The 21680-nt window shown below is 39.3% G+C and carries 24 protein-coding genes and 1 tRNA gene; 14 read left to right on the top strand and 11 right to left on the bottom strand.

Annotation, left to right across the window (positions count from 1 at the left end; genetic code table 11):
• Positions 1-23 precede the first annotated feature (23 nt).
• Complete coding sequence (locus HMPREF0766_RS02955; RefSeq protein ID WP_002993572.1) at positions 24-467, top strand: retropepsin-like aspartic protease; 444 nt, start codon at positions 24-26, stop codon at positions 465-467.
• On the opposite strand, the gene HMPREF0766_RS02950 is transcribed toward HMPREF0766_RS02955, so the two are convergent.
• Positions 439-1683: an MFS transporter gene (locus HMPREF0766_RS02950; RefSeq protein ID WP_002993570.1), complete on the bottom strand. Its 1245-nt coding sequence runs from the start codon at positions 1681-1683 to the stop codon at positions 439-441. The genes HMPREF0766_RS02955 and HMPREF0766_RS02950 overlap by 29 nt on opposite strands.
• A gap of 201 nt (positions 1684-1884) precedes the next feature.
• On the opposite strand from HMPREF0766_RS02950, the gene fsa reads away from it, so the two are divergent.
• The 3 genes from fsa to rnr all read left to right on the top strand — a co-directional run bounded on the left by fsa (position 1885) and on the right by rnr (position 5769).
• Complete coding sequence (fsa, locus tag HMPREF0766_RS02945; protein WP_002993569.1) at positions 1885-2544, top strand: fructose-6-phosphate aldolase; 660 nt, start codon at positions 1885-1887, stop codon at positions 2542-2544.
• 100 nt (positions 2545-2644) lie between these two features.
• Positions 2645-3109: a Fur family transcriptional regulator gene (locus HMPREF0766_RS02940; RefSeq protein WP_002993565.1), complete on the top strand. Its 465-nt coding sequence runs from the start codon at positions 2645-2647 to the stop codon at positions 3107-3109.
• A 530-nt stretch (positions 3110-3639) separates the two neighbouring features.
• The gene (gene rnr, locus HMPREF0766_RS02935) at positions 3640-5769 is read left to right on the top strand and encodes a ribonuclease R (RefSeq protein ID WP_002993561.1); all 2130 of its coding nucleotides are present in this window, start codon (positions 3640-3642) and stop codon (positions 5767-5769) included.
• 92 nt (positions 5770-5861) lie between these two features.
• On the opposite strand, the gene HMPREF0766_RS02930 is transcribed toward rnr, so the two are convergent.
• Positions 5862-8051, bottom strand: coding sequence for a hypothetical protein (locus HMPREF0766_RS02930; RefSeq protein ID WP_002993559.1), 2190 nt, complete (start codon positions 8049-8051; stop codon positions 5862-5864).
• 144 nt (positions 8052-8195) lie between these two features.
• Positions 8196-8603 (bottom strand): hypothetical protein, encoded by a 408-nt coding sequence (locus HMPREF0766_RS02925; protein ID WP_002993556.1) that lies wholly within the window; start codon positions 8601-8603, stop codon positions 8196-8198.
• A gap of 296 nt (positions 8604-8899) precedes the next feature.
• Here HMPREF0766_RS02925 and rpsL point away from each other — a divergent pair, with 296 nt between their 5' ends.
• The 4 genes from rpsL to rpsJ all read left to right on the top strand — a co-directional run bounded on the left by rpsL (position 8900) and on the right by rpsJ (position 12430).
• Positions 8900-9313 (top strand): 30S ribosomal protein S12, encoded by a 414-nt coding sequence (gene rpsL, locus HMPREF0766_RS02920; RefSeq protein WP_002993550.1) that lies wholly within the window; start codon positions 8900-8902, stop codon positions 9311-9313.
• A gap of 19 nt (positions 9314-9332) precedes the next feature.
• Positions 9333-9800 (top strand): 30S ribosomal protein S7, encoded by a 468-nt coding sequence (gene rpsG / locus HMPREF0766_RS02915; protein ID WP_002993544.1) that lies wholly within the window; start codon positions 9333-9335, stop codon positions 9798-9800.
• Positions 9801-9929: 129 nt separating this feature from the next.
• Complete coding sequence (gene fusA, locus HMPREF0766_RS02910) at positions 9930-12053, top strand: elongation factor G (protein ID WP_002993542.1); 2124 nt, start codon at positions 9930-9932, stop codon at positions 12051-12053.
• 71 nt (positions 12054-12124) lie between these two features.
• The gene (gene rpsJ, locus HMPREF0766_RS02905) at positions 12125-12430 is read left to right on the top strand and encodes a 30S ribosomal protein S10 (RefSeq protein ID WP_002993539.1); all 306 of its coding nucleotides are present in this window, start codon (positions 12125-12127) and stop codon (positions 12428-12430) included.
• 418 nt (positions 12431-12848) lie between these two features.
• Here rpsJ and HMPREF0766_RS02900 read toward each other — a convergent pair whose 3' ends face one another.
• The 4 genes from HMPREF0766_RS02900 to HMPREF0766_RS02885 all read right to left on the bottom strand — a co-directional run bounded on the left by HMPREF0766_RS02900 (position 12849) and on the right by HMPREF0766_RS02885 (position 15981).
• The gene (locus HMPREF0766_RS02900; RefSeq protein WP_002993533.1) at positions 12849-13298 is read right to left on the bottom strand and encodes an outer membrane beta-barrel protein; all 450 of its coding nucleotides are present in this window, start codon (positions 13296-13298) and stop codon (positions 12849-12851) included.
• Between the two features lie 114 nt (positions 13299-13412).
• The gene (locus HMPREF0766_RS02895; RefSeq protein WP_002993531.1) at positions 13413-14048 is read right to left on the bottom strand and encodes an outer membrane beta-barrel protein; all 636 of its coding nucleotides are present in this window, start codon (positions 14046-14048) and stop codon (positions 13413-13415) included.
• 159 nt (positions 14049-14207) lie between these two features.
• Positions 14208-15269: an AI-2E family transporter gene (locus tag HMPREF0766_RS02890; protein WP_002993529.1), complete on the bottom strand. Its 1062-nt coding sequence runs from the start codon at positions 15267-15269 to the stop codon at positions 14208-14210.
• Positions 15270-15384: 115 nt separating this feature from the next.
• Positions 15385-15981: a porin family protein gene (locus HMPREF0766_RS02885; protein WP_002993527.1), complete on the bottom strand. Its 597-nt coding sequence runs from the start codon at positions 15979-15981 to the stop codon at positions 15385-15387.
• Between the two features lie 287 nt (positions 15982-16268).
• Here HMPREF0766_RS02885 and HMPREF0766_RS02880 point away from each other — a divergent pair.
• Together HMPREF0766_RS02880 and HMPREF0766_RS02875 are read left to right on the top strand one after the other, a co-directional pair.
• A tRNA-Cys gene (locus HMPREF0766_RS02880) sits at positions 16269-16339 on the top strand.
• 31 nt (positions 16340-16370) lie between these two features.
• Complete coding sequence (locus tag HMPREF0766_RS02875; protein ID WP_002993525.1) at positions 16371-16550, top strand: hypothetical protein; 180 nt, start codon at positions 16371-16373, stop codon at positions 16548-16550.
• 34 nt (positions 16551-16584) lie between these two features.
• On the opposite strand, the gene HMPREF0766_RS02870 is transcribed toward HMPREF0766_RS02875, so the two are convergent.
• A complete protein-coding gene (locus tag HMPREF0766_RS02870) occupies positions 16585-17349 on the bottom strand; it encodes a copper homeostasis protein CutC (protein WP_002993522.1) in 765 nt (254 codons plus the stop codon).
• A gap of 63 nt (positions 17350-17412) precedes the next feature.
• Here HMPREF0766_RS02870 and HMPREF0766_RS02865 point away from each other — a divergent pair, with 63 nt between their 5' ends.
• The 3 genes from HMPREF0766_RS02865 (at position 17413) to HMPREF0766_RS02855 (ending at position 19307) form a co-directional block, all read left to right on the top strand.
• Positions 17413-18138, top strand: coding sequence for a hypothetical protein (locus tag HMPREF0766_RS02865; protein WP_236590555.1), 726 nt, complete (start codon positions 17413-17415; stop codon positions 18136-18138).
• A gap of 12 nt (positions 18139-18150) precedes the next feature.
• Positions 18151-18543 carry an SMU1112c/YaeR family gloxylase I-like metalloprotein gene (gloA2, locus tag HMPREF0766_RS02860; RefSeq protein ID WP_002993517.1) on the top strand — a complete coding sequence of 131 codons (393 nt, stop codon included), beginning with the start codon at positions 18151-18153 and terminating at the stop codon, positions 18541-18543.
• A gap of 362 nt (positions 18544-18905) precedes the next feature.
• Positions 18906-19307, top strand: coding sequence for a hypothetical protein (locus tag HMPREF0766_RS02855; RefSeq protein WP_002993514.1), 402 nt, complete (start codon positions 18906-18908; stop codon positions 19305-19307).
• Between the two features lie 114 nt (positions 19308-19421).
• On the opposite strand, the gene HMPREF0766_RS02850 is transcribed toward HMPREF0766_RS02855, so the two are convergent.
• Positions 19422-19607, bottom strand: coding sequence for a hypothetical protein (locus HMPREF0766_RS02850; RefSeq protein ID WP_002993512.1), 186 nt, complete (start codon positions 19605-19607; stop codon positions 19422-19424).
• Between the two features lie 62 nt (positions 19608-19669).
• A complete protein-coding gene (locus HMPREF0766_RS02845; protein ID WP_002993510.1) occupies positions 19670-20233 on the bottom strand; it encodes a DUF1572 family protein in 564 nt (187 codons plus the stop codon).
• 57 nt (positions 20234-20290) lie between these two features.
• On the opposite strand from HMPREF0766_RS02845, the gene HMPREF0766_RS02840 reads away from it, so the two are divergent.
• On the top strand, positions 20291-20698 hold the full coding sequence (locus HMPREF0766_RS02840; RefSeq protein WP_002993508.1) for an NUDIX hydrolase: 408 nt from the start codon (positions 20291-20293) through the stop codon (positions 20696-20698).
• A 16-nt stretch (positions 20699-20714) separates the two neighbouring features.
• Here the strand turns inward: HMPREF0766_RS02840 and HMPREF0766_RS02835 are convergent, their stop codons facing one another.
• The gene (locus tag HMPREF0766_RS02835) at positions 20715-21422 is read right to left on the bottom strand and encodes a 3-keto-disaccharide hydrolase (RefSeq protein WP_002993506.1); all 708 of its coding nucleotides are present in this window, start codon (positions 21420-21422) and stop codon (positions 20715-20717) included.
• Positions 21423-21680: the final 258 nt, after the last annotated feature.

The following is a 21680-nucleotide window of genomic DNA, read 5'->3' as shown; positions in this document are numbered from 1 at the left end:
TATAGCGCTCTTTTTAAGCATAAATGACTATTATTCCTTTCACGCTGCTGAACCTTCAGGGAGATGGTTACCACATTGTCCTTGAAGTCGAAATATTTGACAGATCCTTCAATATGGTTTTGGATACAGGTGCTTCCAAAACCGTATTGGACAAGGCTACAGTTATCTCTTCCGGTCTGGCCGAGCAGGATCTGCAAAGCACCGATATTCTCTCTACTGGACTGGGAACCAATTCCATGGAAAGTTTTATCCTCCACCTGCCTAAATTACGAATCAGGGAATGGGAAATTAAAAAGGTAGATGTGGCGGTATTAGATCTGAGTTCGATTAACTATGCTTACGAACAAATGGGCATTGAACCGGTAATAGGCGTATTAGGTGGTGATATTCTAACCCGTTACGGTGCGGTAATAGATTACAACAAACATACGGTCAGACTCAGGAGTCGCCCCGTTCGTAAAAACTGAATTTGAACAGCCTTCTGTGAATATGCAAGCGCAGATAAGTATAATAAGCTACAGAAATCAGCACTCCTACTCCACCCATTATATACAAGGTATTGCGCAGTCCGCAGTATTCAGCGATAACACCTACCAGTAAACTACCTAACGGAAATATACCCTGAAAAGCCATTACATAATAGCTGATAGCCCGTGCACGGTAAGCCGGTATAGCATGCGTCTGGATATAGGTATTGATACTGGAATTCTGAACCATCATAGCAAAAGAAATAACAGCTATATAGATTAAAGCAAAAGCCAGCATTTTAGATGCGGCAAGAAAGACCAGCCCGACGCCCATTGCAAGTGCTGAAAATAAAACACCATAACGAAGATTGCTTCCTGACTTAAGCCTGGCCATATTAAAGGCTCCAAGCATCGCTCCGAGCCCGGCAGCACTCTCAAACCATGAAAACGTATCGGCATTACCCGAAAACATATCTTTTGCTACAGCGGGCAATAACGAGGTGAAAGGAATAACAAACATACTCGACAGTGCCAGCAACACGATCAGCGAAGAAATATGAGGAGAATGCCGAAGATAATTAAAGCCTTCTACGAGTCCTCTCCACGTACTCTCTTTATGATTAAGCGATACAGATTCCTTCACATTCATCAGCATCAGCATAGCAATAACAGGAATAAAACTGATAAAATTAAGACCAAAACATACCAATTCTCCATATTTACTCAGTAAAAAGCCTCCTATTGCAGGCCCTACCATTCGTGCGGCATTGAATACAGATGAATTGAGCGCTATAGCATTAGGCAGATCCTTTTTATTATCAACCAGCAACACCATTAACGATTGGCGGCCAAGAACATCATAAGCATTGATCACGCCCTGTACAAATCCCAGGACGCTAAGCCAGAGTACGGTCTCCCATTTCATGTACACCAGCAAAGTCAGTAAACCCGCCTGAATCATTAATCCAATCTGCGTCAGAAAAACAAGTCTGTATTTTTTGTGCTTATCTACAAAACTGCCGATAAAAGGAGAGAAAAACAGGGAAGGTGATAAGGAAATAAATGTGACCAGACCCAGATAAAATACAGAATCAGTAAGACGGTAGACCAGCCAACTGATCGCGACACGCTGCATCCATGTACCCAGAAGAGAGATAGCCTGGCCTGTTACGTGAAGTCTGAAATTAGGATATGATAAGGATCTAAAAAGTTGCATGCATGTAATTTCAGGATAAAAGTACCACTTATCTTAGCAGAATAGTGGCATTAAGGGTACATTGTTACATTCTATACAGAAAAGAAGCCTAAAAGTTTGAAAAATATGCAATATTTAATTTACACAACGAGTATCCCGGGAAATAATTATCTTTACACAAAATTTATTTTTTCAAACAATTAACAATCAATTCAATACATCATGAAATTTTTTATTGATACCGCCAACTTAGATCAGATTAAAGAAGCACAGGACTTAGGCGTATTAGACGGCGTTACGACAAACCCTAGTCTGATGGCTAAAGAAGGCATCAGTGGTGACGAGAACGTAATCAACCATTACAAAGCTATCTGTGCTATTGTTGAAGGCGATGTAAGTGCTGAAGTAATCTCTACCGATTATGAAAACATGATCAAAGAAGGGGAAGCATTAGCGGCGCTGGATGACAAGATTGTGGTAAAGGTACCCATGATCAAAGATGGTATCAAAGCAATCAAATATTTCAGTAAAAAAGGTATCAAAACCAACTGTACTTTGGTCTTCTCAGCAGGTCAGGCCTTATTGGCTGCCAAAGCCGGAGCAACTTATGTATCTCCTTTTATCGGAAGATTAGATGACATTTCGACAGACGGATTAGCCTTGATCGAAGACATTCGTCTGATCTACGATAACTATGGTTTCACAACACAAATCCTTGCTGCTTCCGTACGTCACAGTGCTCATATTTTGGGCTGTGCGAAGATCGGTGCAGATGTTATGACAGGTCCTTTATCAGCGATTGTATCCCTGCTAAAACACCCGTTAACAGACAGCGGTCTTGCGCAGTTTCTGGCGGATCACGCTAAGGCTGCAGGCAAATAAAAAGTAAGGCGAAAGTCATAAGAGAACCGAAAACAAGACCGGGCTATACCGCGACTGTTTTCGGTTTTTTTATACCTGAAAGTTTATGTAAATTTGCAATATGAAGTCGATTGAAAATCCGGAAAATAAAGCTACTCAGGAAGCACATTTCACAAGCCTGTTACGTTCAAACAAATTGAAAGTGACACAGCCAAGATTACGTGTTCTGGAGATTGTATCTGCAAAGAATTCTGCGATATCCCAACCCGATTTAGAAAAGATTCTCGGCACGGAAATAGACCGTGTAACGCTGTACAGGATACTGGCAAATTTTGAAGAAAAAGGAATCCTCCACAAGATCTTTGACCTGAACGGAACTGCCACATACGCCATCTGCTCTACCCAATGTTCGGCACATGATCATCACGATCAGCATGTACATTTTATCTGTGCTGTCTGCAACAGCATCTTTTGTCTGGAAGAAATTTCACTTCCTAAAATCAATCTTCCCAAGAATTTCAAACTTCATTCGATAGCGGTAAATGCCGTAGGTCTTTGCGACAATTGCCAGTCTTCAGAAGAATAATAGCCATCAGCTACACCTCTGTATCCTCCTTTTAATCATGTAGTGTTTTAATCTGCATTTGCTACATTATGTAAAAATATTCATGCTAAAAATAAACTTCTATATATTACTAAATAAAATAAATACAATTCGCAAAACATTGTATTTAAGATAATTATAAAAGATAAAATAACCAATCAATTCACATTTTAATTTTAGCAAAAACATGTAAAAAAGATGATTTTGCAATAACAATGCTCTCATTTCAATTAAACGCAGATATGTATTTTTATAATTTTAGCAAAAACACACATATAAATCTGTAAATCAAAATAAAATATAAGCTAAAATAAACATAAAATACATATTAGAATATTTTCGCAAAAACTTACCTACTCATAACCCATCTCCGCAAAATTTTACGTACATTCGAATTACATAGAAATTTCTACTGTGAGCAAATTCTCACATGAAGAACAGCTCTCCATCCTACTTCCCTCCTCCTCTGCTCAGGAGGAAAGAACCGGAGACATAACTGTAAAATTTATTACATGAGAACAAAAAAAGAGAATCCTTATAAAGAAGTGTTGACACAGATGATCGTCGACATTTTCGAAAAATCCGGAAACAAACCCCTTAACTACAAACAGGTCGCAGCGAAACTAAATGTATCCGACTCGGACAGCAAAGCAGCCATAGCTGAAGTGCTGACCATAGACCCCAGGAACAGCCCCTTTGTCGAAAGCGAAAGAGGCAAGTTTCAGCTCCGTCAGATAAAGGTATATGTTACCGGAAAAGTTGATATGACGGCCGATGGTTCGGCCTATGTAATACCCGAAGATGAACTGGAAAATGACATCTTTATCGCACCCCGGAAGTTGCGTCAGGCTCTGCATGGAGACATCGTCAAAGTACACACGTACGAGAAGCGCAAAGGCCGCAAAAAGGAAGGTGAAGTGGTGGAGATTTTGCAAAGAGCAAAGACCGATTTCACAGGTATTATCAACCTTTCCAAAAGCTTTGCATTCTTCATTGCGGATGACCGTAAAATGCTTCACGACATTTTCATTCCGCTGGACAATCTCAACGGCGCAAAGGATGGCGAAAAGGTAGTGGTGTCAATCACCGAATGGCCAAAAGGAAGTAAGAATCCGGTGGGTCGGGTAAAAGATGTATTAGGAAAAAAAGGAGAGAACAACACCGAGATGAATGCCATATTGGCAGACTATGGATTCCCGCTTTCCTTCCCTCCGGAAGTAGAAAAAGAAGCCAACAGTTTCTCTGCTGTCATTGACAATACAGAGATCAGGAAGCGTCGTGATTTCAGAACCATCCCAACCTTTACAATCGATCCTGCCGACGCCAAAGATTTTGATGATGCGATCTCCTTTCAGCAATTGCCGAATGGTCATTATGAGATAGGTGTACACATCGCAGATGTATCGCATTTTGTAAAACCGGATACTGCACTGGACAAAGAAGCATTTGAGCGTGCAACATCCGTCTATCTGGTGGACCGCGTGATCCCGATGCTTCCTGAGCGGCTTTCCAATGACCTGTGTTCACTCCGGCCAAACGAAGACAGACTTTGTTTCTCTGCAGTATTCGAACTCGATGACAAGGCGAATATACACGACCAGTGGTTTGGAAGAACCGTCATCCATTCAGACCGTCGCTTCTCTTATGAAGAAGCTCAGGAAGTCATTGAAAACAAAACCGGCGATTTTACAACTGAAATATTAAAACTAAATGAGCTGGCCTATATCCTTCGTGAGAAAAAATTTAAAAACGGCGCCATCAGCTTTGAAAGCGAAGAAGTCAAATTCACACTGGATGAAAACGGAAAACCTACAGGAGTATATACCAAAGTCAGAAAAGATGCACATAAGCTGATCGAAGACTTTATGCTACTGGCAAACCGCAAAGTAGCTGAATACATCGGTAAGCAGGGAAAAGGTAAAAACAAGCTGACATTTGTATACCGTTTCCACGATCTTCCGAACCCGGAGACCTTGACAACCTTTTCGCAGTTCGCATCCCGTTTCGGACATAAGCTGACCATACGGTCAGATAAAGAAACAGCCAAATCGCTGAATGCCTTAATGACCAAAATAGAGGGTAGTAAAGAACAGAACCTGCTGACCTCTCTTGCTGTACGCTCTATGGCCAAAGCCGTATACACAACCAAAAACACAAGCCACTACGGCCTTGCTTTTGATTATTACACTCATTTCACTTCACCTATCCGCCGTTACCCCGATGTAATGGTGCACAGATTACTTCAGTTCTATCTGGATGGAGGTCAAAAAGTAAATGCAGAGCATTATGAGAAGATGAGTGAGCATTCTTCACAAATGGAAAAGAAAGCCGCCGAAGCGGAACGCGCATCGATCAAATACAAACAGGCAGAATTCCTGCAGGATCAGATAGGAACAGAATATACCGGTATCGTATCAGGTGTAACCGAATGGGGAATGTATGTAGAGATCGAATCCAATAAATGCGAAGGTATGGTACGTCTCCGCGATATTACAGATGATTTTTATGTGCTTGACGAGAAGAATTACGCCATAATTGGTCAGCGCAAGAAAAAGAAATACCAACTGGGGGATGAGGTACAGATCAAAGTAAAAAAGGTAGATCTGGACAAAAGACAGATTGACTTCACCCTCCTTGGCTAAAATTCTGAATACGCATATCAGAAAAAGGCTTATTTCGAAAGTATAAAATATTCACTCTGATCTATCGGCTGGTAGATCAGAGTTTGCATAACTTAACGCATCAGCAACCAGGTATAGCTCTCAGCAGGAATAGTTACAGTATAGGTAACCATACCTTGTCCGTCTACTTTCAGTTGTTCAGTTTTACCTTCCTGCTCACTCAAACTAACAGTGTTATTCAATCCGGTATAATAAACCGGCAAGCGCAAGGTACGGGTAATCGCACTTTTAGTGGGATTGTACAATACAGCCAACCCTTTCTCCTTCCCTTGCGAATCTACATGCAGAATACCATCCCAGTCCCTTCCGTCAGGTCTCCTCAGATGCACCACATCCGCATTAAGGATAGTACGGTACTTTTTATACCAACCCACCACCTCCGTTACCATCCGCTTCGTTCGGTCTGTATCATAAAGTCTGGGACCACGATAACAGGCCTGCACACCTGACGCATAGTACTGCACCATCAGTTGCCTGTAATCTTCGAGATGCTCATCCAAAGGTTCAATAACAGCATCTGCACCACCGCCGTGATACGCTGTCAGCGGAACAAAGCCCCAACTCATAGACGGTATCCGCTCCCAGGTACCATCATATATATTCTGACGGTTCAATATTTTCTGCTGTGTGCGCGATAATGCAAAATTCACTTCTCTGTACCCCAGTCCGATTTTATTCGTACCATCCAGAAAATACCAGTCCGGTGCATTTATATATACATCCATTGCATTCAGCTCATGGAAGATCTTTTTTTGGATATTCATTTGCGCCCATTGCGAATCTTCCAGGCCTTTATGGCCGGGATGATTATGCGAAGCACACACATCTCCGGGATACGGACCATCCATTTCCAGAATATCAAATCCTGTTTGTTTAAAAAAATCCGCAATTGCTTCAGCATATTTCAACCCCCATTCACTGGCCATACATGGCGCATTTCCAAAAAATGCTCCCCCGGGCTTTCCTGTCTTCGGATCTATAACATCTGTTTCTGCAGAGATTTTACGGGAACTGAACAGCGTATATCCTCCAATCCTTACCCCTTTACTTTTGGCATATGTCGCCAGTTTTTCCCATTTAGCATGGTTAGCTGCAGAATTATCTTCCATATTAAGATGACTTCCGAAACTCAATATCACCGCTTCATAACCTACTGCTGCAGCCTGATCAATAGCCGTCCGCACATCATCATCATTTTTACTGACAAGATGCATAAAAATCGGATTTGCAGTCACCCATGGAGACAACAGGCGGTACATGCGCCGCACAGCAAGCCCTCTGCGCTCCCGGTCATAGCTATCCTGTAACAGCTCATATGTCTTGACCGATTCAAACACATTACCATCTGCCACAGATATATCAGAAACCTTAGCGGGATAGATCTTCACTCTAACCGGAGTCTTCAGATCGTAATTGACCTGAGAAGTATAGGCAGAGTCTGTTTCCCAATGTGTTGTCTGATCCGACAGGCGGTATTGCATAGCATTATTGTATGCATAGTTGGTTTCAAAATATATACCGCTTTGTCTTAGCATCTGATCTGTTTCCCCTACCACTGCAGATTCTTCTTCGACCAGACTCAGCACTTCATGGACGACTCTGTTCACCGTTAAAGATTTCCCGGATTGATTTTTTATTGTCACCCACTTGCGGATCACAGGTAGCTTATCATATATCTCGTAATGTACCTGCACTGTGATTCCCGACAATTTCGGATTCTCATAACGAAATACGACAGCTTTTCCCTTTGGATTACTGCTGTTGCTACTCCAGAAGACATGATTTGCTTTTATAGGATTGTTCAGGGAAACAATCTCATGCGACACATAATAAAAGCCGTCCTGCTTCTTTTTAAATGACGGGAGCCATTCGGTCAGTAAATACGCTTTCTCCTTCTGGCCGTCCAGGCCTCCCACAGAATAGTTTGTACCATTAATATTTACCCATGCTTCCGGCTCCACAGCCCGGATCAGTTGCTGACCGGTACGCAGATTACTATAATCATAGCATACCAGATCCGGAGCTAGCCGAAATGAGCGACGAACAAGACCATTATCCAGGATCACATCAGCCCGATCCTTAGTTTCGTATATTTCAGCTTTATACTCTTCAGCATTGATCAGCCAGTCTTTACCGGCAGCTCTGGAATAATGAGCATCCGTATACAAAGGGTTACTTTGTGCCATTACACCTAAAGGAGACAGCAACAGCAAGCCGAAACAAATAAAGGCAGTCTTTTTCATGGATAAGTTTTCTTAATTGATGGCTCTAACATACGGAATTTCACAAAGAGGATTATGCAACTTTTTGATTACCTTATAAGTAGGTGGAATAAAAAAAGGAGGATATTTTCATATCCTCCCAAACTATTGTAATTTTTTATTGAATTACTGCTTAGTCCCGTTAAATGAATATTCCAATTGCCCTTCAGCAGTTCTTTCTGCTACAAACATCAACCCTTTATTCTCAAAAGTATAAATAAGAGATCCCTGAGGTTCTGTAGCAACAGCCTGAATCGAGATATTCATATTATTTATTACTTCTAGTTCTCTTACAGGCAGATTCAGGGAAGTATTCTGCGCTGTTACTTTAACTTTTTTATCATTCACTTTTGTAATGACTAATGTTTGATCAAACACTTCTGCACCGCCGATAATTTTGATCGTACCTTTGTAGTTGCCTAATACTGCGTCTATACTGCCTCCGCTTGGTGCAGGATCATCTTTATCAGAACATCCTACAAATGCAACCATTACTAAAGCCACTACCATTAAATACATCGCTTTCATTTTCATAATATCAATTGTTTTTTTGTAAATAAATTTTAGTTTTTCATGCTCAGCCTTGCAAATCTATGGCCAAAAGAAGATCAAAACCGCATTACAGAACCATAAAAATGAAAATTACCCGTAAACAGGTACACGATTTTCAGGCATTGAAAAACCACATCTCCACTCCTGTACTAAAAACAACACATCAAAAAAAACAATTAAAATTTATTGGCTAACTATTTAATATTCAAAACAGAATCACTATCTTTGCGGACTTTAAAAAATTATTTTTAATAAATTTTATAATCAAAAACAGGTAAATGCCTACTATTCAACAATTAGTTAGAAAAGGTAGAGTAGCTCTGGTAGACAAGAGTAAGTCTCCAGCGTTGGACAGCTGTCCACAGCGAAGAGGTGTGTGTACACGTGTATACACTACTACCCCTAAAAAACCAAACTCAGCAATGCGTAAAGTAGCTCGTGTACGTTTAACAAACGGTAAAGAGGTCAACGCTTACATCCCCGGAGAAGGTCACAACTTACAAGAGCACTCGATCGTATTGATCCGTGGTGGTCGTGTAAAAGATTTACCAGGTGTACGTTACCACATTATCCGTGGTGCATTAGATACTTCAGGTGTAGCAGGTCGTAACCAACGTCGTTCTAAATACGGAACTAAACGCCCTAAACCAGGACAAGCAGCTGCAGCTCCTGCAAAAGGTAAAAAGAAATAATTAAACGGAGGAAAGAGAAATGAGAAAATCAAAACCAAAAAAGAGAATCATTCTACCTGATCCAAAGTTTAATGACGTTCAGGTAACACGTTTTGTAAACAACATGATGTATGACGGTAAAAAATCTATCGCCTATGACATCTTTTACAAAGCAGTAGAATTAGTAGAACAAAAAACTAGCGAAAGTGGTTTAGAGACTTGGAAAAAAGCTTTAAACAACGTTATGCCAGCCGTAGAGGTTAAATCTCGTCGTGTAGGTGGTGCTAACTTCCAGGTTCCTATGGAAGTACGTCCGGAGCGTAAAATTGCTTTAGGTATGAAATGGTTAATTTCGTACTCACGCAGACGTGGTGAAAAGACGATGTTCGAAAAATTAGCAGGAGAAATCATTTCAGCTTCTAAAGGTGAAGGTGCTGCTGTTAAGAAAAAAGAGGATACGCACAAAATGGCAGAAGCTAACAAAGCGTTCTCACACTTCAGATTTTAATTTTGAAGAATTCAAAAAAATATGGATACACCGATTCCACAGTATAGCTTGTGCTATATTTAGAGTCGGTGTACTTATTTAAAAGCAAAACACAAAGTTCATAGCGAACTAAGCGCATACAAAACTTATATGGCAAGAGACTTAAAATTCACTAGAAATATCGGTATCGCTGCTCACATCGATGCTGGTAAAACTACAACTACAGAGCGTATTCTTTACTACTCTGGAGTTAACCACAAAATTGGAGAGGTACACGAAGGTGCATCTACGATGGACTGGATGGAGCAAGAAGCTGAGCGTGGTATTACGATTACTTCTGCTGCTACAACAGTATTCTGGAACTACCGTAACCAAAAATATCAGGTAAACGTAATCGATACTCCCGGACACGTGGATTTCACGGTTGAAGTAAACCGTTCTTTACGTGTATTGGATGGATTGGTATTCTTATTTTCTGCAGTTGATGGTGTTGAGCCTCAGTCTGAGACTAACTGGAGATTAGCGGATAACTACAAAGTGCCTCGTATCGGATTCGTTAACAAAATGGACCGTTCCGGAGCTGACTTCCTGAAAGTAGTAAAACAAGTTAAAGATATGTTAGGTTCTGATGCTGTAGCATTACAGTTACCTATCGGAGCTGAAGATACTTTCACTGGTGTTGTTGACCTGATCAACAACCGTGGTATCGTATGGAATGAGCATGATAAAGGTATGACCTTCACTGAGGTTCCTATTCCTGACGATATGGTTGATGAAGTAGCGGAATACCGTGAAAAATTACTGGAAGCAGTAGCAGGATACGATGAGTCGTTAATGGAGAAATTCTTTGATGATCCTAACTCATTGACTGAGCGTGAAATCCTGGATGCTTTACGTAAAGCTGTATTAGATAACGCTATCGTTCCTATGGTATGTGGTTCATCTTTCAAAAACAAAGGTGTTCAGACAATGCTGGATCTTGTAATGGAATTATTGCCTTCTCCTCTTGACGTAGAGGCTGTAAAAGGTACAAACCCGGATACTGGTGAAGAAATCGAGCGTAAGCCATCTGTTAATGAGCCATTCGCAGCTTTAGGTTTTAAAATTGCGACTGACCCGTTTGTAGGTCGTCTATGTTTTATCCGTGCATACTCCGGTAAGTTAGATGCAGGTTCTTATGTACTGAACACCCGTTCAGGAAACAAAGAGCGTATCTCACGTATCTTCCAGATGCACGCGAACAAACAAAATCCTATTCCATTTATCGAGGCGGGTGATATCGGTGCAGTAGTTGGTTTCAAAGACATCAAAACAGGTGATACACTTTGTGATGAGAAAGCACCTATCGTTCTGGAATCAATGACTTTCCCTGAGCCGGTTATCGGTTTGGCGATTGAGCCTAAAACTCAGGCTGACGTTGACAAACTAGGTATTGGTCTTGGTAAACTGGCAGAAGAGGATCCTACATTCGTAGTAAAATCTGATGAAGAAACTGGTCAGACAGTTATCTCCGGTATGGGTGAGCTTCACTTAGAGATCCTTATCGATCGTCTGAAACGTGAATTCAAAGTAGAGGTAAACCAGGGTGCACCTCAGGTAGCATACAAAGAGTCTATCAATGGTTCTACAGAACACCGTGAGGTATACAAAAAACAATCAGGTGGTCGTGGTAAGTTCGCGGATATCAAAGTTATTATCTCTCCTATTGATGAGGATTATGACACTTCAAAATCTGCGCTTCAATTCGTAAATGAGATTGTGGGTGGTGCTATCCCTAAAGAATACATTCCTTCTGTTCAAAAAGGTTTCGAAAGCTCATTGAACAATGGTGTATTGGCGGGTTATCCATTATCCGGAATGAAAGTTCGTTTGATCGACGGTTCATTCCACGCAGTCGATTCGGATTCACTATCATTTGAATTGGCAGCACGTATGGCTTACCGCGAAGCATTACCTAAATGTTCTCCTGTATTGATGGAACCTATCATGAAAGTGGAGGTCCTTACACCAGAAGAAAACATGGGTGATGTAATGGGTGACCTGAACCGTCGCCGTGGTCAAATGCAAGGTCTGGACTCACGTAACGGAGCACAGGTTATCAAAGCATTAGTTCCACTTTCTGAGATGTTTGGTTATGTAACACAGTTACGTACTATCACTTCAGGTCGTGCAACTTCTACAATGGAATTTGATCACTACTCAGAAGCACCACGCAACGTTTCTGATGAGGTTATCGCTAAATCAAAAGGTAGAGTTAAAGGATCAGTAGAATAATCCTTACTAAAAATAAACCGACCTCCTGTTGCTAATCGCTCTAACAGGAGGTCATTTTAAACAAATATAAAATGAGCCAAAGAATCAGAATCAAATTGAAATCTTACGATTACAATTTAGTTGACAAATCAGCTGAGAAAATCGTAAAAACTGTAAAACCTACAGGTGCAGTTGTTAGTGGACCTATTCCATTGCCTACTGAGAAAAAAATCTATACGGTATTACGTTCACCACACGTTAACAAAAAAGCACGTGAGCAATTCCAATTGTGTGCTTACAAAAGATTGTTAGATATCTATTCATCTAACTCTAAAACTGTTGACGCCCTGATGAAACTTGAATTACCTTCAGGTGTTGAAGTAGAAATCAAAGTGTGATAGATTTCAGTCACTGAAAAAACAAGAAAGGCTTCTAATCAAAAATTAGAAGCCTTTTTGCATTCCGGAAAACAAAGAAATTAAAACTGGCAATCTATTCCTAAGGAGAATATAATACCTTTACTACATAAGATAATTAAGATGTACGTATACTTCAATCCTCTGAAGAAACTCCATAAAAACACGAACAGCGTATCTTCCTGTTTTTAGAATAAGATAAGACTGTATTGATTTAAAATTTATACGTCAACCCAAATTGAGCTGTATTGAAAAAATTATCAAATACATTTATATTGGTATTAAACTCTGTATATGCTTTTGCTCCATCTGTATCTTGTTTGGATGTAGAAAAAGAAGCGACATTTGAAAACACAAAACCAACGGCAATATGCTGTGTCAGAAAGTAGTTAGCACCAATTCAGGCATCAACAGCAAAACGATTCGCCTTAGGCTCTTTAGCCGAATTAGAGTTAATTGTTTTTTCCGTACTGATACTGGCATAACTACCCGCTAATTCGGCGTATGTTTTGAAACGTGTCCCGATTTCCAGAAAATAATACCGTCCGAATACAGCAGCACTGAAAACATTTATTTTTGCTTCAGCTTTGCCTAGTGACAATTGCGTAACCTCTTTCTTGTTACTGAAACCTAACCCTGCACCTACTGCGATTTTATCAGTTACAAAGTATCCGAATTTAGGATTGAACAGAAGATTAGACTTTTTACTGTCTGCAGTTTTATCGTTCTTATTAGAAGATTGAAAAAATCCTTCCACAATAAAATCGGTCTTTTTGTATCCGAATTCCTGCGCCTGAGTCATAAAAGAAAAACCTGCGATTGCAGTAACCGTAAGTAATAGTTTTTTCATATAAAATACAATTAATTAAGTTTGCAATATAATATTTTCTTTTATAACAAAAAAGCGTAGATGAAAATTTCATCTACGCTTATATTAAACATTCGTACGAGACGAATAGTTAAATTAGAATTTGTAAGTCAAACCAAATTTAGCTGTGTTGAAGAAGTTATCAAACACGTTGATGTTTGTATTGAAGTTAGTAGTAGATTTAGCACCATCCACATCTACTTTAGATGAGTTGAATGATACGACGTCAGCAAAAGCAAAACTAACAGCGATACTGTTTGTCAGGAAGTAGTTAGCACCTACACCAGCATTGATTCCGAAACCTTTAGTTTTGTCCAATTTAGTGGTAGTTGTACCGTTGTTTAATTCACCACCGATCTGGCTGTAACCAGCACCTAATTCAGCGTAAGTTTTGAAACGTGAACCCACTTCCAGGAAGTAGTAACGACCGAAAGCACCAATACCAAAAGCATTGTTTTTAGTGTAGCTTTCTACATCGTTTGTAGTTTTTGTAGTTTTAGAGTTACCAACGCCTAACTCAAGACCTACAGCGATTTTATCTGTTACGAAGTAACCGAATTTTGGGTTGAAATTGAAGTTAGAAACTTTTTCATCTTTTGATTTGTCATTTTTGTTAGATGACTGGAAGTAACCTTCAACGATGAAATCAGTTTTTTTGAAACCAAATTCCTGTGCTTGAGAAGCGAATGTTAAGCCTGCAACTGCAGCGATTGTAAGTAAAATTTTCTTCATATCTGTATGAATTTTTGTTTTATGATGGCGCAAAGGTAGTGCTTCAAAACAAAAAAACAAAACATTTTACTGTCATTAATTAATCCTGAAAATAAGTATTATATACTACAGAAAAACTAACAATAATCTAGTTAACCACATAAGCCTCTCATATTCAGCTTATTTCTCGACTTTTTCTTCGCCTAATAAAAATCCCCATGGCTTTAATTCATCCACTCTGTCCATAACAATTTTTACAATTGCCAGCAGAGGAATAGCTAAAAACATACCCGAAATACCCCAGATCAGCTCCCCGCATACAATAGCCATCATCGCAAAAAGTGAATTTATCTTTACTTTGGATCCCACGACTTTGGGTACAATGACATTGCTATCTATCATATGGATAATGCTCATCGCAACAAACACAAATAAGACATGAGAGAAGGTAGATGTGGCGAAGGTAATCAGCGCTACAATAAACATGGAAGAGAAAATGCCTATGTACGGCAGCACATTAAATACACCGGTAATAATAGCCAGTAACAGACTGTATTTGACACCAATAATAGCTAAAGCAATATACACCAGGGTCGTCACAATCAGCATCTGCAGCAATAACCCTATCAGGTATCTTTTGACTACGTATTGTACTTCAGCAACGATTTCCAATACAACAGGATGATCTTCCTTGGCATTGAGATACAACAGGAACCGTACGATATGCCCTCTGTAAATAAGAATGAAAAAGGTATATAAAAATGTAAAAACCAGAAAAATGGCAATAGATGACAAGGACATCAGTGCTGTACCCAGGATTAACGTACCTGAATCTACCGATTTAGATGCTGTTTTATTCAGAAGATTCATTTGTTCATTATACTGAATCCCGAACTGATGATTTACCCAGTCCTGCACGACCTCTACCCCATCCAGTATCTGATGTTTGAATGCCGGCCAGTCTTCCTGCAACATGGAAAGCTGAGACGCCAGCAGATATAGCCCCGTTGCTAATCCTCCGAAAAACAAAACAATACATACAATACCAGCCAGCGTACGCGGAAAACGTAATTTCTTTTCTAACAACGTACTCATCGGAGTCAACAGCATAGCAAACAGTATCCCCAGTATAAGCGGTACAATAATAGTGTCTCCTATCCTGGCCAGATACCCCAGAATAACAATACTAATAAGGATACAAGCCAATTTTATATAAAAAGGCAGGGATATAAATTTTCGCATACGATCAGATTTCTTGGATAACAAACCTAAGTTAATAATGTTTTCGGGATAATAATACAAAAAAATAGAGGTTGTCTGGCAGACAACCTCTATATACTATTTGATAACTAACAGCTTAGAATTGGAAACCAACTCCAAATGATAGTACATTATTTTTTACAGAACCATTACTTGCTCCTGAAATATCCGTTAATCCAAAACCGTAACCGGCATTGATTAAGAAACCATTTGATAATTTGTAACCTAACATCGTGTTGATACCAAAATCAAATCTTTTAAGTCCGTCATCTCCCCACTCTACATCATTCTTAACATCGCCTGTCTTAGTTTTACCTGAAATTCCGTAACCTACGTATGGTCCAGCACCTAAAAATACATTACCAGCTCCGGCAGGAATATAATATACCGCATTAACCGGTACTTCCAGATACATCAGATCCGTTTTAGATTCAATATTATCTGTAAATTTAGTTTTTCCACCTTTACCTTGTAAGGATAATCCTGGCTGAATAGAGAAACTAGGTGCTACAGGAAGATCTGCATATCCTGTCAGATAGAAATTAGTGGAAGTACTTGTAGATGCTGAAGCATTACCACTTGAAACTGTCATTTTTGGCAAGTTCAGACCTGCTTTAATACCATAACTTACCTGAGCCTGAGCTCCTGCAGCTAAAAGAAATGCTGCTCCTAATGAAAGTAAAATCTTTTTCATAACAATTTTCTTTAATTTTTTAATGTCCCTTTATAGACAGCAATGATATAGCAAGTTTGAGACCAAAAAGAAAACTAAACAAAATCAACAGCATAATTACCTGAAAACAAGTACATTCAAATAATGTTAAATTTTTCATTCTTAATATCCGGACTCTTATTAACCTTTTTTAAATCTGCTATATTCTGCTATAGCACACATTTTAAAAATTTGTTTGTCCAATCCCTTTTTTATATCAAATAATAATTTTAATTTTGCATTCCCTTCAGGGGATAAGTAATTAATATGGTCGGATGGCCGAGTGGCTAGGCAGAGGTCTGCAAAACCTCCCACAGCGGTTCGAATCCGCTTCCGACCTCGTTTTATTGACAGAAAAAAGATTTAACAAAATGGGAGTTACACGTTTAAAAAGAAAAGATAGAAGAAATAAAACTGTATCACGTGTTGAAGTACAGTTCTTGAAATTAGGTCGTAATATCGAATTAGGTTCTAAATCACAGATGCCTAAAGATAGTCAGATCACTAAAAACAACGCTATCTTAGATCAGTTAGCTTCAAAAGCGAAATAACTAAAGATTTTTTTATTTTTTCCTTTAAAGTTGCTTATCGCAACTTTAAAGGTTTTTTTAAGATGTCTGCCATTAGGCGGACTTTTTTCGTAGAAGACAATACCGTCCCTTCGTCCATCCCCATCACTTTATTATCCTTATATAACATCCCACTCGCTACATCTTCTTTTGCAGAACTATGTGCTGATAAAGCCTGTGTATAAGACAGCAATTCGGCAATATTATCTTCATTCACTCCTCCACCCGGCATAATCTCTATCCGTCCCTCTGCCTTACCTATCAATTCTCGCAACAATTCTTTACCCTCCCATGCTGAATTCGCTTGTCCTGAGGTCAGAATGCGATCGCAGCCAAGTGAAATAATATCTTCCAGACTGCTATATGGATCCCTGCATTTGTCAAATGCACGGTGAAAGACTACCTTCAATGGCCTTGCAGTTTCTATTATCTTTTGCATGCGTGGTATGTCTACATTTCCCTCTTTATCCAGAATACCCACAACTACTCCATCGCATTTGATCTCTTTACAATAGGTCACATCAGCTAATATCTCATTAAACTCATCATCCGAATACAGAAAATCTCCGCCTCGCGGCCGGATCAGCACATGAATACCGATAGAAAGCCTTTCCCGTGTGATTCGGATCTGCCCGTAGGACGGCGTAGTTCCACCATTTTCAAGATTCTGGCACAACTCAACCCGGCTTGCGCCGCCTTCTTCTGCTGCGATAGCAGAGGTAATTGAATTGGCACATATCTCCAATTTATACCCGTTCAGATCTTTTTCTTTTCCAATCATACTTTTTTTTGCGTGAAAATACCAAAATTGATTAGCTTTAAGAAGATTGAAAAATTTATTACTATGAAATTCAAACTATTTTTATCACTCTTCCTGTGCTTAGTCTTCAGTACAGCTTTTGCGCAGCATAAAAAATTTAAGTTCATAGATGAACTCTGTGAATATGAAGGAACGTATGACAGTAAAAAGTATACTGAACAACAACTCAAAGATACCTACAACCTTTATTATGGAGAAAGTTGGTTACTTTCAGCTGCTGATCACAGACACAGGAGCAAACCAACAGAGCAGGTATTAACCGAACTGAAAACTGAATACCAGACTAAAAGAGCTAAATTAAAAGGCTTTCAGCTTGTCAAAAACCCCGTATTTATATCCTTCCGCGACTCTCTGGTTCTATCTATGGATCAGGAATATCTGGCAAAATCAGCTTTGGTAAAAGCCTTGAAAGACCCGAAGGCTCTGTTGGAATATAAGGCGCCTGACAGTTGTGCAATCAACTACACAAAACCTCTGGTAGAAGGTGGTGAGGCCTTGCTGAAAGCTTATGAAGTATTGACAAAATACCAAATGAAGAACAACGGCGACCCGCAGCGTCTGTATAACATATACCTCGAAAATATACAGAGCAGCAAAAAGTACGAATCGGCATTTAAGGAGGTTCTCATTTACGGCTGGTGGAATTGTGTCAATCATTTTATTCCACGCCCTACATATGATGCCAGATTTAGCGAAAACTATCACAAATTATTTATAAAAGTTGATACACTTGATTGTGACGAACCTTAATCTGTCTGAATAATGCATCTGTCATTAGTAAAAATACATCATGTCGCTGTAATATGTAGCGATTATCATATATCCAAAAAATTCTATACCGAAATACTGGGTATGCATATTATTCAGGAAACATATCGCAAAGAACGGGATTCCTACAAATTGGATCTGGCTATTGGTTCAGAGTATATTATTGAACTATTCTCCTTTCCTAATCCTCCGCCACGACCATCACATCCGGAAGCCTGCGGACTGAGGCACCTATCCTTTTTGGTGGAGAATATTAAGGAAGAAGTTGCCAAACTGGATATGGCTGGTATCCCTCATGAACAGATCAGAACTGACGAACTGACAAATAAAGAATTTGTATTTTTTGCAGATCCGGATGGTTTACCGATTGAATTGTATCAACTTTAATGCGAGAACCTCCTGCAAAATATTACAGCATAGCTAAGCATGAGAAAAAATCTGAGATAATTTAAACAAAAAAAAGTCTTCAATCGGGGAGATTGAAGACCTTAACTAACCAATTATTAACCTAAATTATGAGCTGTAAAGGTAAGGATGATTCGATCCTTCACCAAATATCTCCTCACCTTTAACGTAGTTTTAACACTCTAAAGGGGTCAACATATCCAATCTGTCTATGATTTTTTATATCAGATGTGGAATGTTAAAAAAATCAAAAAAAACAAACAAAGATATAATATAATCTGTTAGCTATTAATAACATAACTACAAATCAACATATTGAATAACACTTAAATACTTCAAGAGTCATGTCTATTATATCAAAAGAAACAGAGATTCAGGAACGTTTGAGTAGTGTCTATGACGCTTTGAAATCGACGAAAGAACAATTGCGTAATGAATTAAGTGTATTACGAGAACGATATGAGGATGCCTGTCTTCACCACATCAAATCAGGTTTTCAAAAGGAACAGGTATGGATGCAGGAATCTGATAATCACCATAGAAAGTATCTGGAATATGATATTCATAATTTTCTACTGGACATCATATCAGACTACCGTGATCTGGACGGATATTTCCCGGAATATTCGTTAATGGTCAATAATATTGAAGAACTTATGTTTGCTTATGTGTACGAAGAGAAATATGAAGTAGCAGCCATCCTTAAGCAATGGCTCAATCGCTTCAAAATCATCGATTCCATCTGATTCATCTATCTAAACATTAGGGATAGGTTCTTTTTACAGACTCAGACGTTCACTATACCGCATTGTTGTTACAGATAGAGGGCTGTACAGCCCTGCTCCTGTGATGTACTGATGTTATCGGTGTTTCTTTTTTTGTTGACCTGGAGCAAATTCCTTTGCAGATTTTTTTCCGTACACTTTTTTTGCCTGTCCCGGAGGCATTCCTCCATTTCCGCGACCATGACTGTGATGTGTAGCACAAGAACCCAGTGTTCCTAATACAAAAATCAGAGCGGCCAGGTATAAAATAGTTTTTTTCATCTCTCTCTAACTTAAAATTACTATACATCAGAAGTCCAACAATCAGGCCACTTTTACAGCATTCAGGATTTCGGCTTTAGCACTTCATCCGTAAAATGCTCTCTATGAGGCTTCTGAGCAAACTTTTCCTGATTATACGTCTGGGATTTTCCTTTAGGTATGGAAAGACTTTTCCAGTTGGAGCCGGCCTGCATCTTTCCCAATATAACTATCTGTCCAACGTGATAAGGATAGTGCGCGAGTTGGCGGTTAATAGCTTCCAGTACAGAATGTCCCTGATTTCGAATATAAATAATACGATCCAGATCGGATTCCTTCAATCCGCGAAGCACTCCAAACAGACAATCCCAGCCTGATTCCCAGTAGGTCAGTAATTCATCTCTGTTGGCGTATTGTAGCTCAAATTCCTCATCTCTGTTTCGCCAGGATTTCTCCCCGTCTTCTGTCAGAAAGTTTGTCCATCTGGATAACATATTTCCGGCCAGATGCTGTATAATAAGCGCAATACTGTTACTGTCTTCATGAGACAACCAGAAAAGTTGCTGATCATTCAATTGCACAAAAGTAGAATCTGCAAGATTTTTATAATATTCAAATTGCTTTAGAACACTTACCAGATAAGCCATATTCTTTATTTTTAAGTATCCTTAAAGATACCTACTTTTAAAAACAAATTAGAACAGATGAAAAAATTAGATACGGCAGGATTGGTTATTGTAAAAGAAAATAGCATACTACTGGCTTTCAGCAAAAACAAGAAAGCCTGGTATCTGCCGGGTGGCAAAATTGATCAGGGAGAAACCGCACAACAGGCCTTGATAAGAGAAATAGAAGAAGAATTGAATGTCAGATTAGATCCCGCTTATATTCAATATTACAAACACATTCAGGCTCCGGCTTATGGAGAAGACCAACTGATGATGGAGCAGGAATGTTTTACATATCATACTGATATACATCCTACAGCAAGTCAGGAGATTGAACAGGTAGCTTACTTTGATTATGCTGCCTATCGGGATGAAGCTATTCAGGTACCCGGCGTCATTAAATTATTTGAAATACTGAAGGCTGACCAGATCATCCATTATTAAGCAACGGATTACAGGATTATGGCAGCTCTATAATCCTTAAATTACGAAAATGTATTTCGGCTCCTTCTGATTCAAGACACAAGTATCCTTTACTGGAAGAGGATTGGCGAACTCCGTTGACAAACTTGCCGTTAACCGAAAGTTTGACTGTACCGTCCACACAGACGACCTCATAGGTATTCCATTCTCCTTTTCCTTTTGCCCGGTTTTCTATTGACTTACTGCGTTCTCCGCGAGGATTATCCGGAATGGTCGTCACTCCTCCTGCACCGAAAAGCTCTCCGTGTACGTATGCGATCGGCGGCTTGACACCATCTCTGATATGCTGATTAACCCAATCCAGTTCCAGCATCTGCACCTCTACGCCCGCCGGAAGACGTGTACCTTCCTGCGGAACGGCATCGCACCAGATAAACACACCTGAATTACCCCCCGCTTCCATATGCTTCCACTCTACATGCAGGATAAAATTCTCATACATCTTTTCCGATCGCATCACTCCTATCGGGAGTCCTTTGCAAATCAGCAGATCCTTTTGCTTAAACCACGTTTCCGGACTGGTATTCACATCTATCCATTGAATAGGTTTTGCTTTTATATTCGTATTACCATTCAGGGTGCTCAATGGAATCTCCGAACCGAAAGAAAGCGTTTTCTTATCCTGAGCCCTTAGCGCTGTGCTGTATAAAATCAAAAAGAAAAAAGGAATTAAATAACGTTTCATGTAGGCTTATAATATGCTTGTCAGGTTATATGATAAATAGCTCTGAAAATAAGATATTTTTAACAAACCTGAAAGGTTGCAACTAAAATTATACATTCATTTTAATTTTATGACAAAACCTGATTAAATAAAGAAATAATATAGAATCTCCTTTACCTTTTTAATATTTTGCTTTTTAATAGATTAATAATTACATTAGACTATCAAAATAATGTTTAATTAATTATCACCTTTTCTTCAACTACTAACCTTAATACT

It is taken from the genome of Sphingobacterium spiritivorum ATCC 33861, from assembly GCF_000143765.1.
In the GTDB taxonomy this organism is placed as follows: domain Bacteria; phylum Bacteroidota; class Bacteroidia; order Sphingobacteriales; family Sphingobacteriaceae; genus Sphingobacterium; species Sphingobacterium spiritivorum.
The sequence above is the reverse complement of the archived record's forward strand: the minus strand, read 5'-3'. Positions and strand labels throughout refer to the sequence as shown.

Coding starts and splice junctions, on each gene's coding strand:
- HMPREF0766_RS02955 (WP_002993572.1), top strand. CDS start 24: ATGACTATTATTCCTTTCACGCTGCTGAACCTTCAGGGAGATGGTTAC.
- HMPREF0766_RS02950 (WP_002993570.1), bottom strand. CDS start 1,683: ATGCAACTTTTTAGATCCTTATCATATCCTAATTTCAGACTTCACGTA.
- fsa (WP_002993569.1), top strand. CDS start 1,885: ATGAAATTTTTTATTGATACCGCCAACTTAGATCAGATTAAAGAAGCA.
- HMPREF0766_RS02940 (WP_002993565.1), top strand. CDS start 2,645: ATGAAGTCGATTGAAAATCCGGAAAATAAAGCTACTCAGGAAGCACAT.
- rnr (WP_002993561.1), top strand. CDS start 3,640: ATGAGAACAAAAAAAGAGAATCCTTATAAAGAAGTGTTGACACAGATG.
- HMPREF0766_RS02930 (WP_002993559.1), bottom strand. CDS start 8,051: ATGAAAAAGACTGCCTTTATTTGTTTCGGCTTGCTGTTGCTGTCTCCT.
- HMPREF0766_RS02925 (WP_002993556.1), bottom strand. CDS start 8,603: ATGAAAATGAAAGCGATGTATTTAATGGTAGTGGCTTTAGTAATGGTT.
- rpsL (WP_002993550.1), top strand. CDS start 8,900: ATGCCTACTATTCAACAATTAGTTAGAAAAGGTAGAGTAGCTCTGGTA.
- rpsG (WP_002993544.1), top strand. CDS start 9,333: ATGAGAAAATCAAAACCAAAAAAGAGAATCATTCTACCTGATCCAAAG.
- fusA (WP_002993542.1), top strand. CDS start 9,930: ATGGCAAGAGACTTAAAATTCACTAGAAATATCGGTATCGCTGCTCAC.
- rpsJ (WP_002993539.1), top strand. CDS start 12,125: ATGAGCCAAAGAATCAGAATCAAATTGAAATCTTACGATTACAATTTA.
- HMPREF0766_RS02900 (WP_002993533.1), bottom strand. CDS start 13,298: ATGAAAAAACTATTACTTACGGTTACTGCAATCGCAGGTTTTTCTTTT.
- HMPREF0766_RS02895 (WP_002993531.1), bottom strand. CDS start 14,048: ATGAAGAAAATTTTACTTACAATCGCTGCAGTTGCAGGCTTAACATTC.
- HMPREF0766_RS02890 (WP_002993529.1), bottom strand. CDS start 15,269: ATGCGAAAATTTATATCCCTGCCTTTTTATATAAAATTGGCTTGTATC.
- HMPREF0766_RS02885 (WP_002993527.1), bottom strand. CDS start 15,981: ATGAAAAAGATTTTACTTTCATTAGGAGCAGCATTTCTTTTAGCTGCA.
- HMPREF0766_RS02875 (WP_002993525.1), top strand. CDS start 16,371: ATGGGAGTTACACGTTTAAAAAGAAAAGATAGAAGAAATAAAACTGTA.
- HMPREF0766_RS02870 (WP_002993522.1), bottom strand. CDS start 17,349: ATGATTGGAAAAGAAAAAGATCTGAACGGGTATAAATTGGAGATATGT.
- HMPREF0766_RS02865 (WP_236590555.1), top strand. CDS start 17,413: ATGAAATTCAAACTATTTTTATCACTCTTCCTGTGCTTAGTCTTCAGT.
- gloA2 (WP_002993517.1), top strand. CDS start 18,151: ATGCATCTGTCATTAGTAAAAATACATCATGTCGCTGTAATATGTAGC.
- HMPREF0766_RS02855 (WP_002993514.1), top strand. CDS start 18,906: ATGTCTATTATATCAAAAGAAACAGAGATTCAGGAACGTTTGAGTAGT.
- HMPREF0766_RS02850 (WP_002993512.1), bottom strand. CDS start 19,607: ATGAAAAAAACTATTTTATACCTGGCCGCTCTGATTTTTGTATTAGGA.
- HMPREF0766_RS02845 (WP_002993510.1), bottom strand. CDS start 20,233: ATGGCTTATCTGGTAAGTGTTCTAAAGCAATTTGAATATTATAAAAAT.
- HMPREF0766_RS02840 (WP_002993508.1), top strand. CDS start 20,291: ATGAAAAAATTAGATACGGCAGGATTGGTTATTGTAAAAGAAAATAGC.
- HMPREF0766_RS02835 (WP_002993506.1), bottom strand. CDS start 21,422: ATGAAACGTTATTTAATTCCTTTTTTCTTTTTGATTTTATACAGCACA.